The organism is Lentilactobacillus hilgardii DSM 20176 = ATCC 8290, assembly GCF_000159315.1.
In the GTDB taxonomy this organism is placed as follows: Bacteria; Bacillota; Bacilli; order Lactobacillales; family Lactobacillaceae; genus Lentilactobacillus; species Lentilactobacillus hilgardii.
Genome location: NZ_GG669993.1, coordinates 194,192 through 210,320 on the forward strand (window position 1 = coordinate 194,192; position 16,129 = coordinate 210,320).

The window sequence follows — 16,129 nt, forward strand, 5'->3', positions numbered from 1 at the left end:
GTCTCATGACGGAAAAAATAACAATCTTGCATACAAATGATCTGCATTCGCATTTTGAAAATTGGCCACGAATTCGCAGATATATTTTAGAAACCAGGAATAAATTATTACTTGAAAAGAATTCATCAGTTATTACCGTAGATTTAGGCGATGCTGTGGATCGCGTCCATCCTCTAACTGAGGTCACAAATGGACAAGCAAATGTTGAACTACTGAATCAAATTCATTACGATGCAGTCACAATTGGAAATAACGAAGGGCTTACCAATACACACGAACAGTTGAATCAGCTTTATAATGATGCAAATTTTGACGTCATTCTTGGCAATATACTGGATATGAAAACCAAGTTAATGCCAAAATGGTCTCAACCGGCAAAAATCATCACAACTCCTAAAAAAACACGTATCTTGATTTTAGGTTTGACAGCTCCTTATTTGCTAACATACCCTATTTTAGGATGGCGCCCAATTGAACCGGAAAAGATACTTCCAAAACTTTTAAAAAGGTATGCTGGGCAATATGATATTGTCGTTCTACTCTCTCATTTAGGGCTCCCAGAGGATCAATTACTGGCAAGAAAGTTTCCCGAACTAAATGTCATTATCGGCTCTCACACGCATCATTTGTTAGTCCACGGCCAGCGTGTCAACACATCTTTATTGGCAGCTGCTGAAAAGTGGGGACATTATATTGGTCAGATAACGCTTACGGTCGATCATTCGCATCAAATTACTGACAGTGATGCAATGGTGGTCAAAACCAGTACGCTTCCTGAGCTTCCTGAAGATCAAGAAGAGATTGAAGGTTATGAAGAGACCGGTGAAAAATTATTAGCCAGAAACAAATTAGCTAGAATTAAGGAACCAATGACGACAAGCCTGACTGGAAACTCACGATTAGTAAATGAAGGGTTACATGCAATTATGGAGAAGGCAAATACGTCAGCTGGTATTTTAAGCTCCGGACTATTTCTTCGTGATCTTCCAAAGGGAATTGTAGATAGAAATGCATTGCATCAAATGCTTCCTCATGCAATGCATGTTATGAGGGTGACTTTAGGTGGTTATGACCTTTGGAGATTAATTAAAGAAATGGAAAAGAATCGGAACTTCTTAATTAAATTTCCTCAAAAAGGCATGGGCTTTCGGGGGAAGGTATTTGGCGAGCTTCATTATAGCGGTTTGAGATATGATTCGGATACTGGTAGACTATTTTATCGTGAAGAACTGGTTTCCCCAATTAAAAAATATCAAATTGCGATGCCCGATCATTATTTATTCATTCCATTTTTTCCAACATTAGAAATTGTGGGTCATAACGAAATTTTGTATGATGAAAATCTAAGGGATGTCTTTGGTGATTATATGGCTAAACACTATCCTATTAACGGATGAAAGGAGGACCAGTATGGACCGTAAACAGCTTGATGTTTTAATTGCACAACAGGATGAAAAACGTCATCCGCTTGCACAGATTCAGCGTGATTCGGAAACCGAGTTCAGCATTAATAATCATCAATATGAAGTGGAGTTGAATTCTCAAAATGGTTTTCAATTTGAAGAGTTTGTTCGCCGATACAATCCGGCTTTAAGCCAGTTTGATTTCATTGTTGGCGACTGGGGTTATGGCCAGCTACGTCTCAAGGGGTTTTATAATGACGACAGAGAGGTTGTCACCGGCCCGTTTATTTCTGCACTCAATGATTATTTGCTTGAAGACATTAATTTTGGTGCGGCTTATTTTGTCGTTCATAATCTTGAAGCCCGACCGATCGTCCATAAATCAAGAAGTACACGTAGTCGTCATCGCTCGAGTCGGGGACGGTCTCGTAATAATCGTCGGAATAGTCGCAACCATGCATTTGTTGAACAAAAAGTAGCACCCGTAAAGCCCCCTCTTCAGAAGAGAAAGAAATTGATTGTTAAAACTGAGGAAAAATCTCATAAACATCACTTTATTATTCGTGAAAGTAAAAATTAATTGTCGAAGGGATAAAAGAATGAAACACTACAAAGGCTATTTTATCGATCTTGATGGAACGGTTTATGCAGGAAAAAAGCGAATTCCTGCCGCCAAACGTTTTATTGAACGATTACAAGCAAAAAAAATACCATTTCTTTTTGTAACAAATAATTCGACACAATTACCGCGAGACGTCGTTAAAAATTTAGACGAAAATCATGATATCCATGTTAAAGCGGAAAATGTTTATACATCTGGAATGGCAACTGTAGATTTTATGAATGATGATAAGAAAATAGTTGCCCCGTCGGTTTACATTGTTGGCGAAATTGGTCTAAAGCAGGTTATTTTAGCAAATAACTTTCGCTTAGAATCTGATCATCCTGATTATGTTGTCGTTGGATTGGATTCGGATTTAACCTATGAGAAGCTGTCAGAAGCTGTTTTGGCGATTCGAAGCGGATCTAAGTTCATTGGTACCAATCCCGATACAAACATCCCTAAAGAACGCGGTATGATGCCTGGTGCAGGCTCTGTTGTAAAGTTTGTTGAATACGCGACCCAACAACGACCGATTATGATCGGAAAACCCAAAGCCAGAATTATTGAAAGTGCCTTGAAAAAAATTGGATTGAGTCAAGATGAAGTCGTGATGGTAGGGGATAACTATAATACAGACATTAAGGCTGGTATAAATGCCAACGTAGATACACTGTTGGTATATACAGGGCTCTCCACCAAGGAGCAGGTTCGTTCAGAATCAATTTTACCGACCTATCAAATCGACAGTTTAGATGAATGGCGGCCTTAGTTTGAAACTAACAATGCAACAAATCGGGTACGCATTTATCATACTATTGGGATGTTTATCATTTGCGATTTTTTTGACAATTAATTCGGTTTGGCTCTTTGACCTGAACATTCATGCATTACACTTATCAGCTGCAACAGGCATGTCCGCCGAAAAGATGCACGAAGAATACTTGCGAATGATTAATTATATTCAAAACCCTTTAACTCATTCATTGAACTTTAAATATTTTATCAGCTCGCCAAATGGCCTTCAGCATTTTAAAGATGTGAAACATTTAGTTATTTTTAATAATGTTATGGCAGTTATTTTTGTCCCGGTGTCATTTGTACTTGTACGGCGGTTAAATAAAAAATCACTAACGTGGATGCTTTTAACACCGATAAAAACGGTGGTCATCTTTTCGTTAGTGATTGTTTCAATTATGATTGTCAATTTCGAACAGGTATTTATTTATTTTCATGAGCTATTGTTTCGAAATAGTGATTGGATTTTCGACCCGGATCTGGACCCGGTTATTAATATGCTGCCGGATACATTCTTTTTTGAATGTTTTACCTTATTTTTTATTGTGTTTTTGGCATTACACTTATGGTTATATATTTTGGCCAAAAAATCACTCAGATCGGATCCTCCATTAAAATCCACAAGATCAGATAAGCAATAAAGCCGGGGAACAGAGGAGTAAATGCGAGTAACAGAAAAATAACTCTCGCAAGTAGTGGATCCCAGTCATATTTTTCGCTTAATCCACCAATAACGCCGGCAATGACTCGATGCTCCTTGGAGCGATGGATATGAATTTTCATCTGATAATCCTCCTTCGAGTTGATTAATAAAATCTTAACTTAACCATACCTGAATAGAAAACAGATTTCAATTATGATACACTACTATGTTGGATAATCGAATAAGTGGGAGAGCTATATGTTAACTTTAAATATTAATGCAAATTTAGGAAATCAAGAAGTCGTTCTTTCGGATAATTCTTATGGGCAACTGTCAGGGATTCGAGTGTTTGGTTCTCCAACCGGTGGTTCGCAGGTTATTCAATGGACATTCACCTCAACTGGTCACAAGCACGAGGGTTTCGTATTCGCAGGCAATCTGACCGAGGGATTGGTTATTGACTCGATAACTGGGAAAGATCAGTATAAAATTCACTTTGTGATCGAATAGAATGATCGTTACAAAGATGCTGCTTGATACATAATGAGACGAAGATACTCCGCTTGATGTTTGAAAAGCCGTATCTTGGTCTCATTCTTTTATAAAGGAGTTTTTTGGATGACAGTAGGGATTGATAAAATCGGTTTTTACACATCACCATATTTTATCGATATGGTTGATCTGGCCCATGCACGGAATGAAGATCCAAAGAAATATTTAATTGGTATTGGGCAAAAAAAGCAAGCCGTTATACCGCCAACTCAAGATGTTGTGACAATGGCGGCTAATGCTGCTCAAAAGATTTTGAGTGAGGGCGATAAAGAAAAAATTGATTTGGTAATTTTCGGAACCGAGACAGGTGTTGATAATTCAAAATCTGCCGCTATTTATGTCCAGTCGTTACTTGGGATTTCTAAACAGGCGCGATCTTTTGAAATTAAACAAGCATGTTATGGTGGTACGGCTGGTGTTCAAATGGCGGTGGATCATATTCGTTTACACCCTGAAAGTAAGGCGTTGGTACTGGCTGCTGACATTGCTAGATATGGTCTGAATACGCCTGGAGAAGTTACTCAGGGTGGTGGGGCTGTTGCAATGGTGATTTCTTCGAATCCACGAATCCTAGAAGTGGAAGACAAAAGATCGTTTCACTCTGATAACATTATGGATTTTTGGCGGCCTCTTTATCGTCATGATGCTGTCGTTGATGGTCATTATTCAAATAGTATTTATGCTGATTTTTTTCAACAAACTTGGATGGATTATCGGCAAAAATACCATAGAACAATTGATGATTTTCGAGCATTAACTTTTCATCTTCCGTATACGAAAATGGGCTTGAAGGCGCTTCGCTCAATTATTGATCAAAGTAAACATCCAGAGGCTATATTAGAACAATTTGAAGCCTCTAGAATGTATAATGCGCTTGTGGGGAATCTTTATACTGGTTCTCTATATTTAAGTTTAATTTCTTTATTGTCAAACTCGGAAGCGCTGAATCAAGATGATTTGATTGGTCTTTTCAGTTATGGTTCAGGAGCTCAAGGAGAATTCTATAGTGGCCGATTAAGTGATCAATTTGATAGATCACAATTAAAAACTGATATGGATACGATACTATCTGAGCGATCTCGAATCACAATTGAGCAATATCAAGAAATGTATCAAACCTTTTTACCACTCAATGAAGAAGACAAATTGTTTGATGTCTCTTCGGATAATAGTTGCTTTGTTCTAAAAGGACGCAAAGAGAATAGAAGAATATACCTGACCAAAAATGGATCGGGAGATGCTCAGTCCTTGGACTAATCAAAGTGAATCAAATTCAGAGAAAAAATAAGTCAATTAGATTGAAAGATTTCTCTGGCAGTCTATGTGAGTGCTAAAAAAGAGTCAAGACACATTGTATCTTGAACTCTTTTGAAGTGACTAAACTATTAGTCGATGTCATTTCTATATAGACTAACGACCTTGCCTAAGATGCTAACCTTAGTCAGAATAATAGGCGCCATTGTATCATTCTCTGGTTGAAGCCTGAAATGATCGCTTTCTTTAAAGAATCGCTTGCAGGTCGCTTCATTTTCATCAGTCATGGCAATAACAATATCGCCATTGTCGGCATAAGCTTGCTTACGAACCACGACATAGTCGCCATTTAGAATGCCTGCATTAATCATACTTTCGCCACGAATTTGTAACATAAACAGGGTCTGGTCATCCTGCGCAAGTTGTGGTGGTAACGGGAAATAATCAGTTGCGTCTTCTACAGCGAGAATAGGTTCGCCAGCGGTAACAGTTCCTAAGATTGGAATCTGTTTTTGCTTAGGTGCAATGCCCAACAGTTCCATCCCTGCAGCCGTGACTTCAAGTGCTCTTGGCTTTGAGGGGTCCTTAACAATATAACCCTTTTTTTGTAACCGATTGATATGACCATGGACTGTTGAGGTTGAAGAAAGATTAACCGCTTCGCCAATCTCTCTAACGGTTGGCGGATAACCCTTATCATTAACTTTTTCCCAAATATAGTGTAAAATCTTGTATTGCTTACTTTCAGAATTCTTTGCCATTTTCCGACACCTCATAAGTTACTTTAATTGTTGTTTTAATCGTATCATAAGTTTGAATAGATTTCAAACACACGTTCGTGTAATTTTAACTTTTTTTGTTATAATGGTCTTATTGGAGGAATATCTATGAATGAAAAAGAGAAAAAAGAGCTACAATCAAAAATCGGTGATAACGTTTTAAAGGAAATCGTTCCCCGTATTAATGAATTAGCACACAAAGCAAAGAATGAAGGATTAACAGAAGTTGAAAAAATTGAACGGGCTGAACTACGTAAAAAGTATGTTGCTCGTTTTCGAGAAAACTTTAAGAGCCAAATTGAGTTAATGAAAGTTTATGATAAAAGTGGCAAAGAAATCACTTCAAAAAAGGTGAAAAACATTCAACGTCATAAGGGACTTCGAGACGACTAACCATTAATAATGACTTTTTTAGCTCATTTTACAATTAGGCTTTTATTTTCTTTAAGAATTGTGTAAAATTAAACAATGAGACTATATAAGGAGGCCTTGTTTTGGCAACTTGGATTTGGATTCTAATTGTTATTGTGGCCTTGGTCATTGGTTTAATTGGTGGTTTTTACGGTGCTCGTAAATATATGGAAAAGTACTTGAAAGAAAATCCCCCATTTAACGAAGATCAATTGCGTCAATTAATGTTACAGATGGGTCAAAAACCTTCTCAAAAGAAGTTGAATCAGATGATGCATACAATGCAAAGCAATATGGGTAAGAAATAGCATTATCTTAGCCAACAATAAAGAGACCATTCAAAGAATTTTGACTTGGCCTCTTTTTTGATATCATCAATGTTCATAGATGATTAATTATTCAATTTTGTCGGTTGTATTTTTCTTTGAAATGTCAACGTATTTGAAATCGGGATTGACGGCGTAATCTAAAGCATCAAAAGCAGTTTGCATCTGCTGTTCAACTTCTTTTTGATAGTTGTCATCCAGCTTGTGTTTCCGGTCGATATAAATTGGTTCACCAAAAGCAATTGTGACTTTTTTTCGGCTGAATAACCGTTTAAAGCTTAATGGTCCCTGATAAACAGTTGGAACCAGTGGTACATTTGCCAATTGTGAAATGAGTGCTGCGCCACTTTTTAATTGCTCTGAATGGCGAGTCCCGGATGGAAAAAGGATAAGCGATAAATCTGATTTTTTTAAAATTCTGACGGGCTTTTTAATTGCCGAGGGGCCGGGATGGTCCCGGTCCACTGGAAAAGCGTTGGCGTGATCCAGAATCCATTTTAAAATCGGATTTTTGAAAAGTTCTTTTTTTGCCATAAAACTAAACTTTTTTGGACTGGCTGCTAGTGCAAAATAAATTGGATCAAACCATGTCCGGTGGGGCCCAACTAAAATATAATTCCCTTTGGGCAGGCGTTCCTTATATTGATAATGCGCATTTCCGTTAATAATAAATACAAAAATACGCACAAGCACACGGACAAATGAATAAAACAATCCCATTCCTTCTTTCTTAATCTGATAAAATAATAGTAACTTAAACGAGAAGCGTTTGGCAAACAAATTTGTGAAAGGTTCAAAAAGTAATGCGAGTGAAATTAAAAAAAAATGAACGAATTGATCAATTATATAGTAATAATGTTTCCATTATTCAAAGCAACGACGTTTTTTCGTTTTCATTAGATGCTGTTTTATTAGCAGAATTTGCACAGGTTGGAAGCAAACGGGTTAAAAATATCATTGATCTGTGTTCTGGTAATGGTGCAGTTGGCCTGTTTTTAAGCAGTGAAACATCTGCTCAAATCACCATGGTTGAAATTCAGGAAAAGCTCGCCGATATGGCAGCAAGAAGTATTCAGTTAAATCATTTGGAGAATCAGGTACATGTTGTTAATGATGATTTAAAAAATACCACTCATTATATTTCCAAAGATTCAGTTGACGTGATTGTTTGTAACCCACCTTACTTTGTCAATTATGAGACTAGTGAAAAGAATCCAAATCAGTATTTGGCTATTGCACGGCACGAAATTAAAACAACGATTGATGAAATCACTAAAATTTCGGCAGACTTGCTAAAAACGAACGCTAAGTTATTTGTGGTTTACCGTCCCGATAGACTCACAGATCTCCTACTGAGTTTACGGAATCATCATTTGGAGCCTAAAATATTACAATTTGTTCGGTCTAAAACGACCTCAGAAGCAAATATGGTACTGGTAGAAGCAATTAAAAGTGGCAAACCGAATGGGTTGAGAATTCAAGAAGATTTAATTACTCATGAAGGTAATGACTATTCAGGCAAAGTGAAGCGAATTTTATATGGAGAAACAAATTAAAAAATATTATATATATGTTTTACTGTGTGAAGACCGTACTTTATATACAGGCTTTACAACGAATGTTGAAAAGCGCTTTCAAACTCACAAACTGGGAAAGGGTGCTAAATATACGCGATCACATAGACCAATTAAAATACTATTTCAAAAGCAATTCCCAACTAAGCATGATGCTTTAAGTGCAGAATATGCGTTTAAACAATTAACAAGAAAGCAGAAATTGCAATACATTAATAACCCGGACTCGTTTTTATAAATATCAGTGAAAAAATGCACAAACTTTCTGATTTTCAGCAAAAACAGCATATAAAAGTGTTATAATACAAGTAACATGTTTAGGAGGTAATATTCTTGAAAATTATTGCTTATGGCATTCGTGACGATGAAAAACCATATTTAGATAAGTGGAGTGAAGAAAACCCTGATGTAGAAGTTGCATCAACTGGTGAACTGTTAGACGAGTCAACAGTTGATCAAGCAAAGGGTGCCGATGGTGTGGTAACATACCAACAAAAGCCTTACACTGCTGCTGTTCTAGACAAACTAGGCGAATTTGGTATCAAGTTCCTTTCATTACGTAACGTTGGTGTTGATAATATTGATGCTGATGCTGCAAAACGCAACGGTATTCAAGTTACCAATGTACCAGCATATTCACCAGAAGCAATCGCTGAATTTACAGTTACTCAATTAATGAGATTGTTACGTCGAACAAATACTTTCGATCGTAAACAAGCTAATGGTGACCTTCGTTGGGCACCAGACATTGCTGAAGAATTGAACCAATTAACTGTTGGTGTTTTTGCCACTGGTCGAATTGGTCGTGCTGCAATGCGTATTTATAAGGGGTTCGGTGCTAAGGTTATCGCTTATGATATCTTCCATAATCCAGAATTGGAAAAGGAAGGTGTCTATGTCGACTCACCTGACGAACTTTATGCTCAATCAGATGTCCTTTCAATTCATGCACCTGCAACTAAAGAAAATGAACATATGTTAAATGATGAAGCCTTCAGTAAGATGAAGGACGGTGTTTATATCTTAAACCCAGCTCGTGGTGCTTTAGTTGATACTGATGCACTTATTAGAGCACTTGATTCCGGAAAAGTCGCCGGTGCTGCTCTTGATGTATATGAAAATGAAGTTGGTATTTTCAATACCGACTTTGGTAGTTTTGATAAAATTCCTGATGAACGATTAAAGGGACTTATGAAACGAGAAAACGTTCTAGTCAGTCCCCATATTGCCTTCTATACTAAGCGTGCTGTTCGTAACATGGTTTACTTTGCGATGGATGCTAATAAGTCACTTATCTCAACAGGTAAGTCTGACAAGTTAGTTAAGCTTTAAAAGATCAGATGATCTGTTTAATAAAAGGGATTTTCAACGGTTTATAGTTGAAAATCCCTTTTTAATGCAAAAATTGTTGGAAATTAAAAAGGTAAAAAACGGCTGAGGTTAAACCTCAGCCGCTAATTCTGATAATAATTCTTGTAGTTGTTCGCTGTTATTGACAGTTTGATCTGGAATGATATTTGGATCAATAATCGACCCATCATGATTGTTGTACCAAACGGTTTGCCAACCAGCCCTTTTAGCAGGCACAATATCGTTTAAATATGAACTACCTACATACATCATCTCATTACCGCGAAGTTCGAATTTTCGGTTCATTAGCGTAAAAATCATTGGATCGGGTTTTTTAGCATTGGCGTCCTCGGAAGTAATAATACTTTCCCTGTCAAACCAGTGCTGGAGATTTAATCTAGTGATTTTTGAAAGTTGATTTTCAGTCGATCCATTAGTAATAATGCCAAGTTTGAATTTTTCAATCAGTTTATTAAAAACGTGAGTTAACCCGTCAAATAATTGAATGTCCTGACTAAATTTGTTGTAAAGTTGCCAAAAGTCTTCTGCCTTCTTTTGTGTAAGGCCATCAAGATTAAATTCTTTAAAAGAATGATGGAGACAATGAAAGCTAATGTCTGTTTTTGAAAGTTGAAATTGATTATCCAGATTATTTTTTGCTACAACTAATTGTTCCTGCTGAACATAGTTGGAGAAAATTTTATTTATCAAATTGCTATCAACATCATTTGAGAATATTTGTTTGAAAGCTTCATTAAATGATGGTTTCTGATCGTACAAAGTATCGTCAACGTCAAAAACGATGGCTTTAATCATATAGATTCCTCCTCGTCACGATTAATCATTTTAACACGTTTTACAAAAGTTTAACAATTTTCTTAATATTTTTAACATCAAAATCATGTTATCGCTTGCTTTCGCAGTCAATTTTAGCTATACTCTTAAAGGTGTTTTAATTACACACTCGATGTGATGCTATTGGTGTTGCTACAATTATGTAGTTCCAATAACAGATGATCATCGAGGAGGAAAAAACTTTAATGGAGGCTACTATATTATGGCTGTAATTTCTATGAAACAATTGTTGGAAGCCGGAGTTCATTTCGGTCACCAAACCCGTCGTTGGAATCCAAAGATGAAACAATACATCTTTACTGAACGAAACGGGATTTACATCATTGATTTGCAAAAAACTGTTAAATTAATTGATGTTGCTTATAACTTCATGAAAGAGGAAGCTTCAAAGGGTGCTGTTGTTTTGTTTGTTGGTACTAAGAAACAGGCACAAAATTCAATTGCTGAAGAAGCTACCCGTGCTGGTCAATATTACGTTAACAATCGTTGGCTTGGCGGAACGCTTACCAATTGGAATACTATTCAATCACGTGTAAAACGTCTTAAAGATCTTAAGAAGATGGCGACTGATGGGACGTTTGATGTTCTTCCTAAGAAGGAAGTTTCATTATTAATGAAGCAACGTGATAAGCTTGAAAGATTTTTGGGTGGTATCGAGGATATGCCTAAACTCCCAGATGTTTTGTTTATCGTTGACCCTCGTAAAGAGCAAATTGCTGTTCACGAAGCTCAAAAGCTAAACATCCCAATCGTTGCAATGGTTGATACAAATACTGATCCTGACCAAATTGATGTTGTTATTCCTTCAAACGATGATGCTATTCGTGCCGTTCGATTGATTACGTCAACAATGGCTAATGCAATCATTGAAGGCCGTCAGGGTGAAGATGAAGTTAACGAAGATACTTTCGAAAACGGATCAAAGACTGACAAGAAAGATTCAAAAGAGGATTCAATTGAAGATATTGCTAATGCTGTAGAAAGCAAGAGCAATACTGATAATAAGTAATAGCACTTAGGCTGACTCTATCGCTATAGACCTATTTGGCCTTGGTGAAGAGTCAGTTTTTATGTAAAGAATTAAGGAGGCCACTAAAATGGCAAAAATTTCTGCATCACAAGTTATGCAACTACGTAAGAAAACCGGTGTTGGTATGATGGATGCCAAGAAGGCACTTGTTGCAACTGAAGGTGATTTTGATAAGGCGATCGAAGTATTACGTGAAAAAGGGGTTGCCAAGGCTGAAAAGAAAAGTGACCGTGTTGCCGCAAATGGTTTAGCAACAGTTGCTGTAAAAGGTAACACAGCTGCAATCATCGAAGTTAACTCCGAGACTGACTTTGTTGCTTCAAGTGATCCGTTTAAAGCCGCTGTTTCTAGGATCAGTGACGCTATTGTAGCTAATAAGCCTGCCGACGTTGATGCTGCTTTAGCACTTTCGACTGAAAAAGGTACAATTAAAGATGATTTAGTTGAAACAACTCAGGTAACTGGTGAGAAAGTTAGTTTACGTCGATTTGAAATTGTTGAAAAAAATGATGACGAAGTCTTTGGTTCATACTTGCACAATGGTGGTCTAATCGCTTCTCTTGTTGAACTTAAAGGTGCGGATGAAGCAACTGCAAAAGACATTGCAATGCACGTTGCTGCCACTAATCCAGAGTACCTGAATCAATCTGAAGTTCCGGCAGAGCGGTTGGCCCATGAGAAAGAAATTTTAACTCAGGAAGCCCTAAATGAAGGCAAACCTGAGAAGATTGTTGAAAAAATGGTTGAAGGTCGTCTTCACAAGTTCTTGGCAGAAATTTGCTTGGAAGATCAAGAGTTCGTTAAAGACCCTGATCAAACAGTTGCACAATATGTTGCTTCCAAGAACGGTTCAATCGTTAAATTTGTTCGCTATGAAGTCGGCGAAGGCATCGAAAAAAAGCAAGAAAGCTTTGAAGATGAAGTTCGCGATCAATTAGGTAATTAATTTTTTATGAAGGGCTGGAACAACGAGATACATTTGTTCCAGCCCTTTTTTTGGCTTTTGAAAATTTGACACTATTTTATAGACTTTAGTTTTGAAAAGCTGTTAAGAATTACTGAATTTGTTAGTTTTATTGTTGTAGCTAACTTGAGTATGCTAAAATTGATGTTAATGATTAATTATGGGAGGCACTTTGATGTCCAAAGTAAAATATAACCGAATTATTTTAAAATTAAGCGGTGAAGCTTTAGCTGGTGATAGAGGATTCGGAATTAATCCACCGGTAATTAAAGACGTTGCCAAAGAAATCAAGGATATTTTCGAAATGGGTGTTCAAATTGGAATTGTCGTTGGCGGTGGCAATATGTGGCGAGGCGAGGCTGGTGCCGAGATGGGAATGGAACGTGCCCAAGCCGATTACATCGGTATGTTAGGAACGACGATGAACGGTCTTGCACTTCAAGATAATTTGGAATCACTTGATGTCCCAACACGTGTACAAACTTCAATTGAGATGCGTCAGATTGCTGAACCTTATATTCGTCGAAAAGCTGTTCGTCATTTGGAAAAAGGCCGAGTTGTTATCTTCGCGGGTGGAACCGGAAATCCATATTTTTCAACAGACACAACTGCGGCTCTACGGGCAGCGGAAATTGGCGCAGATGCAATTTTGATGGCCAAAAATGGTGTCGATGGCATTTATACTGCTGATCCGCGAACACACAAAGATGCTAAGAAGTATGAGACTCTCACATATATGGACATTTTAGAAAAAGGGCTTAAGGTAATGGACTCAACAGCGAGTTCGTTATCTATGGATAATCATATTCCGTTGGTTGTCTTTAATTTAAATAAGCCGGGAAACATTCGGAAAGTTGTATCTGGAGATAGTATTGGAACAACTGTGAAGGAGAAATAGAAATGGCAGACACGCAAACAGTTTTAAATGAAGCAAAAACTAAAATGAAAAAAGCACAGGAAGTGCTGGAGCATGAGTTGGGAAGTATTCGTGCCGGCCGCGCTAATGCAAGCCTATTAAGTGGTGTAACGGTGGATTATTATGGTGCGCCAACACCCTTAAACCAGATTGCTTCAATTTCAATTCCTGAAGCCAGAGTTATCTTAATTACGCCATATGATAAATCTTCTTTGGACAATATCGAAAAGGGGATATATGAAGCTGATTTGGGACTTAGTCCTGCAAATGATGGAACGGCTATTCGTTTGGCAATTCCAGCGTTAACCGAAGAACGTCGAAGGGAAGTTGCTAAGCAAGTAAAGGCAACTGGTGAAAAGAGTAAAGTTGCTGTTCGGAATGTTCGTCGCGAAGCAATGGATACTTTCAAACGCGGTAATAAAAGTGAAGAAATCACGGATGATGAGCTACACCGCCTTGAAGATCAAGTTCAAAAGTTAACTGATAATTCAATTAAAAGTGTTGATAAAATCGTTGCTGATAAAGAAAACGAAGTCATGAATGGCTAGAAAGTGGGTTCAATAATGGCAGATAACAATAAAAATAATAATAATAATAATGATGATGAAGTTTCTGTAGTACCTGGTACACCGGAGTTTGATAAGATGTTATTCAAGCTCAATAAACCAGTCACTGAAGATAATTTAGGCGATTTAGATTATAACGGGAGTCGTTTACAGCCTGTTCAAGATGACCTGTATGCAATGCCGGCATTCGTGACAGATGATTTTAATTTATTCTTTATTGTGTCACAGTTGGTAGAAGAAGATTGGGTGATCGCTTTCTCAAATGCAACCATTGAGAAAGGCAATGAAATCACTGATTTATCAGAACCGATGACAACAGGTAAAGGTCTCAATGAACTAGGTCAAAAGAGCCCATCAGATGCTAATCAATTGTTGAGGTACTTTAATACTTTAGCAGAGGCAAATCGCGGTGAATGGCGAATGGTTGAACGTCCGGATAGTGCAGAAGACTAACAATTAAGTGCATTTTAGGATGAGTTTTTCTTCTCATCCTTTATTTTTTCCTGAATTGTTTAGAGGAGAGTTCAATGTTTAATAATAAAAAGAACGCAGAATCATCTATTCACTTGGACTCCGATAGAATTCCCAAGCATATCGCAATCATTATGGATGGTAATGGGCGTTGGGCAAAAAAAAGACATTTGCCACGAATCGCAGGCCATAGACAGGGAATGGAGACCGTTAAAACCGTTACAATGGCTGCAAGTAAATTAGGTGTAAAGGTTTTGACTTTATATGCATTTTCAACTGAGAATTGGAAACGGCCAAAGGATGAAGTTAGTTTTTTGATGGGACTGCCAGTTAAATTTTTTAATAATTTTGTTCCTGAATTAATAGAAAATAATGTTAAAGTTTCAGTAATGGGTCTTATTGATCAGTTACCTGAGAACACACAAAAAGCGGTTCGGGATGCAATTTCTCAAACCAGTAAATGTACTGGTATGATCTTAAATTTTGCTCTAAACTATGGCAGTAGACTTGATATTCGATTGGCAGTGCAAAATATTGCAAGCGAAATCAAAAATGATGCGATTTCTATTTCTGATATTGATGATGATTTGATTTCCCGCCATTTGATGACTGGATTTTTAGGCGATTACGCTGATCCTGACCTATTAATTCGAACAAGTGGCGAAGAACGCATTTCAAATTTCTTGCTCTGGCAGATTGCTTACAGTGAATTGGTTTTTACCGATGCACTTTGGCCAGATTTTGATGGTCAAACGCTGCGGCAGATGATTTTTGAATACCAGCATCGAAATCGGCGATTTGGCGGTTTGAAAAATGAATAACAGGGGGCAAATTTAAGTGAAACAACGTGTAATAACTGCGGTTGTCGCGCTGATTATCTTTATTCCGATAATTATTTTGGGTGGCTTATGGATTGACATCGCCGCTTTGGTTTTGGGAATTATCGCAGTTTCAGAAATCTTAGTTATGAAAAAAAGGATTTTGGTGTCTGGTGAGTCGATTATCGCGTATTTAGGTGTTAGTGCACTGATATTACCGGACAGTTGGACGGGCTTTTTACCCAATAACTTTAACCAGACATTTATCTTTTTCCTTTTTGTTTTAATGTTATTATTAGTGACTGTCCTAAGCAGAAACTTGTTCACTTTTGACGATGCAGGTGTCATTGTGCTTGGGATGCTGTATATTGGAATGGGTTTTCATTATTTCATTGCAGCCAGAGCAGAGTCATTACCAGTGTTATTGTACGCACTGCTTATTGTGTGGGTAACTGATAGTGGTGCTTATATTTTTGGACGACTGCTTGGTAAGCATAAGTTGGCACCTCGAATTAGTCCTAACAAGACTTGGGAAGGGTCAATCTGTGGCTCAATTGCAGCGACAATTTTATGCTCAACTTTTATTTTCTTCTATCCAATTCCTGGTTATTCAACAATTGAAATGATTATGATTACGATTTTCCTTTCAATTGCCGGGCAATTTGGAGACTTAATTGAATCAGCACTCAAAAGATACTATGACGTTAAGGATTCAGGTAAGATTCTTCCAGGACATGGTGGAATCTTAGATAGATTCGATAGTTTGTTACTTGTATTACCAATGCTGCATTTAGTTGGTATTATTTAATTTTTGATTA

22 protein-coding genes are annotated in these 16,129 nt (G+C 37.3%); 18 read left to right on the forward strand and 4 right to left on the reverse strand.

Annotated elements, in window-relative coordinates; translation table 11 throughout:
* The first annotated feature begins 5 nt into the window (after positions 1–5).
* The 4 genes from HMPREF0519_RS05045 to HMPREF0519_RS05060 are packed head-to-tail and all read left to right on the forward strand — an operon-like array spanning position 6 to position 3,443.
* Entirely contained in the window at positions 6–1,397 is a 1,392-nt protein-coding gene (locus HMPREF0519_RS05045) for a bifunctional metallophosphatase/5'-nucleotidase (protein WP_225429174.1), read from the forward strand.
* A gap of 13 nt (positions 1,398–1,410) precedes the next feature.
* Positions 1,411–1,983, forward strand: coding sequence for a YutD family protein (locus tag HMPREF0519_RS05050; protein ID WP_004561407.1), 573 nt, complete (start codon positions 1,411–1,413; stop codon positions 1,981–1,983).
* A gap of 19 nt (positions 1,984–2,002) precedes the next feature.
* Positions 2,003–2,776: a TIGR01457 family HAD-type hydrolase gene (locus tag HMPREF0519_RS05055; RefSeq protein ID WP_040472717.1), complete on the forward strand. Its 774-nt coding sequence runs from the start codon at positions 2,003–2,005 to the stop codon at positions 2,774–2,776.
* Complete coding sequence (locus HMPREF0519_RS05060; protein WP_004561409.1) at positions 2,760–3,443, forward strand: TIGR01906 family membrane protein; 684 nt, start codon at positions 2,760–2,762, stop codon at positions 3,441–3,443. The genes HMPREF0519_RS05055 and HMPREF0519_RS05060 overlap by 17 nt, the downstream gene beginning before the upstream one ends.
* On the opposite strand, the gene HMPREF0519_RS05065 is transcribed toward HMPREF0519_RS05060, so the two are convergent.
* Positions 3,397–3,585 carry a PspC domain-containing protein gene (locus tag HMPREF0519_RS05065; protein WP_003560070.1) on the reverse strand — a complete coding sequence of 63 codons (189 nt, stop codon included), beginning with the start codon at positions 3,583–3,585 and terminating at the stop codon, positions 3,397–3,399. The genes HMPREF0519_RS05060 and HMPREF0519_RS05065 overlap by 47 nt on opposite strands.
* 118 nt (positions 3,586–3,703) lie before the next feature.
* Between HMPREF0519_RS05065 and HMPREF0519_RS05070 the strand changes: the two genes are divergently transcribed.
* Together HMPREF0519_RS05070 and HMPREF0519_RS05075 are read left to right on the forward strand one after the other, a co-directional pair.
* Positions 3,704–3,955, forward strand: a complete 252-nt coding sequence (locus HMPREF0519_RS05070; RefSeq protein ID WP_003553761.1) for a hypothetical protein — start codon at positions 3,704–3,706, stop codon at positions 3,953–3,955.
* Positions 3,956–4,063: 108 nt separating this feature from the next.
* A complete protein-coding gene (locus HMPREF0519_RS05075; protein WP_004561410.1) occupies positions 4,064–5,254 on the forward strand; it encodes a hydroxymethylglutaryl-CoA synthase in 1,191 nt (396 codons plus the stop codon).
* 128 nt (positions 5,255–5,382) lie between these two features.
* Here the strand turns inward: HMPREF0519_RS05075 and lexA are convergent, their stop codons facing one another.
* The gene (gene lexA, locus HMPREF0519_RS05080) at positions 5,383–6,012 is read right to left on the reverse strand and encodes a transcriptional repressor LexA (protein ID WP_003553765.1); all 630 of its coding nucleotides are present in this window, start codon (positions 6,010–6,012) and stop codon (positions 5,383–5,385) included.
* 126 nt (positions 6,013–6,138) lie between these two features.
* Here lexA and HMPREF0519_RS05085 point away from each other — a divergent pair, with 126 nt between their 5' ends.
* Positions 6,139–6,423 carry a DUF896 domain-containing protein gene (locus HMPREF0519_RS05085; RefSeq protein ID WP_003553767.1) on the forward strand — a complete coding sequence of 95 codons (285 nt, stop codon included), beginning with the start codon at positions 6,139–6,141 and terminating at the stop codon, positions 6,421–6,423.
* Positions 6,424–6,524: 101 nt separating this feature from the next.
* Positions 6,525–6,749, forward strand: a complete 225-nt coding sequence (locus HMPREF0519_RS05090) for a YneF family protein (protein WP_003553769.1) — start codon at positions 6,525–6,527, stop codon at positions 6,747–6,749.
* A gap of 87 nt (positions 6,750–6,836) precedes the next feature.
* On the opposite strand, the gene HMPREF0519_RS05095 is transcribed toward HMPREF0519_RS05090, so the two are convergent.
* The gene (locus tag HMPREF0519_RS05095; RefSeq protein WP_035444749.1) at positions 6,837–7,481 is read right to left on the reverse strand and encodes a lysophospholipid acyltransferase family protein; all 645 of its coding nucleotides are present in this window, start codon (positions 7,479–7,481) and stop codon (positions 6,837–6,839) included.
* Positions 7,482–7,570: 89 nt separating this feature from the next.
* Here HMPREF0519_RS05095 and HMPREF0519_RS05100 point away from each other — a divergent pair, with 89 nt between their 5' ends.
* From HMPREF0519_RS05100 to HMPREF0519_RS05110, 3 genes are all read left to right on the forward strand, one after another.
* Positions 7,571–8,323, forward strand: coding sequence for a tRNA1(Val) (adenine(37)-N6)-methyltransferase (locus tag HMPREF0519_RS05100; RefSeq protein ID WP_004561411.1), 753 nt, complete (start codon positions 7,571–7,573; stop codon positions 8,321–8,323).
* Positions 8,307–8,579: a GIY-YIG nuclease family protein gene (locus HMPREF0519_RS05105; RefSeq protein WP_003560080.1), complete on the forward strand. Its 273-nt coding sequence runs from the start codon at positions 8,307–8,309 to the stop codon at positions 8,577–8,579. The genes HMPREF0519_RS05100 and HMPREF0519_RS05105 overlap by 17 nt, the downstream gene beginning before the upstream one ends.
* A 95-nt stretch (positions 8,580–8,674) precedes the next feature.
* Complete coding sequence (locus tag HMPREF0519_RS05110; protein WP_003553778.1) at positions 8,675–9,673, forward strand: D-2-hydroxyacid dehydrogenase; 999 nt, start codon at positions 8,675–8,677, stop codon at positions 9,671–9,673.
* A 108-nt stretch (positions 9,674–9,781) separates the two neighbouring features.
* Here HMPREF0519_RS05110 and HMPREF0519_RS05115 read toward each other — a convergent pair whose 3' ends face one another.
* Complete coding sequence (locus HMPREF0519_RS05115) at positions 9,782–10,507, reverse strand: HAD family hydrolase (RefSeq protein ID WP_004561412.1); 726 nt, start codon at positions 10,505–10,507, stop codon at positions 9,782–9,784.
* A gap of 241 nt (positions 10,508–10,748) precedes the next feature.
* On the opposite strand from HMPREF0519_RS05115, the gene rpsB reads away from it, so the two are divergent.
* From rpsB to HMPREF0519_RS05150, 7 genes are all read left to right on the forward strand, one after another.
* On the forward strand, positions 10,749–11,555 hold the full coding sequence (gene rpsB, locus HMPREF0519_RS05120) for a 30S ribosomal protein S2 (RefSeq protein ID WP_004561413.1): 807 nt from the start codon (positions 10,749–10,751) through the stop codon (positions 11,553–11,555).
* 88 nt (positions 11,556–11,643) lie between these two features.
* Positions 11,644–12,522, forward strand: a complete 879-nt coding sequence (gene tsf, locus HMPREF0519_RS05125) for a translation elongation factor Ts (RefSeq protein WP_003560087.1) — start codon at positions 11,644–11,646, stop codon at positions 12,520–12,522.
* A 193-nt stretch (positions 12,523–12,715) separates the two neighbouring features.
* A complete protein-coding gene (gene pyrH, locus HMPREF0519_RS05130) occupies positions 12,716–13,438 on the forward strand; it encodes a UMP kinase (RefSeq protein ID WP_035444750.1) in 723 nt (240 codons plus the stop codon).
* Between the two features lie 2 nt (positions 13,439–13,440).
* A complete protein-coding gene (frr, locus tag HMPREF0519_RS05135) occupies positions 13,441–14,004 on the forward strand; it encodes a ribosome recycling factor (protein ID WP_004561414.1) in 564 nt (187 codons plus the stop codon).
* A gap of 15 nt (positions 14,005–14,019) precedes the next feature.
* Positions 14,020–14,475: a hypothetical protein gene (locus HMPREF0519_RS05140; RefSeq protein WP_004561415.1), complete on the forward strand. Its 456-nt coding sequence runs from the start codon at positions 14,020–14,022 to the stop codon at positions 14,473–14,475.
* Positions 14,476–14,549: 74 nt separating this feature from the next.
* Positions 14,550–15,314: an undecaprenyl pyrophosphate synthase gene (uppS, locus tag HMPREF0519_RS05145; protein WP_003560092.1), complete on the forward strand. Its 765-nt coding sequence runs from the start codon at positions 14,550–14,552 to the stop codon at positions 15,312–15,314.
* 16 nt (positions 15,315–15,330) lie between these two features.
* Positions 15,331–16,119, forward strand: a complete 789-nt coding sequence (locus tag HMPREF0519_RS05150; protein ID WP_003560094.1) for a phosphatidate cytidylyltransferase — start codon at positions 15,331–15,333, stop codon at positions 16,117–16,119.
* Positions 16,120–16,129: the final 10 nt, after the last annotated feature.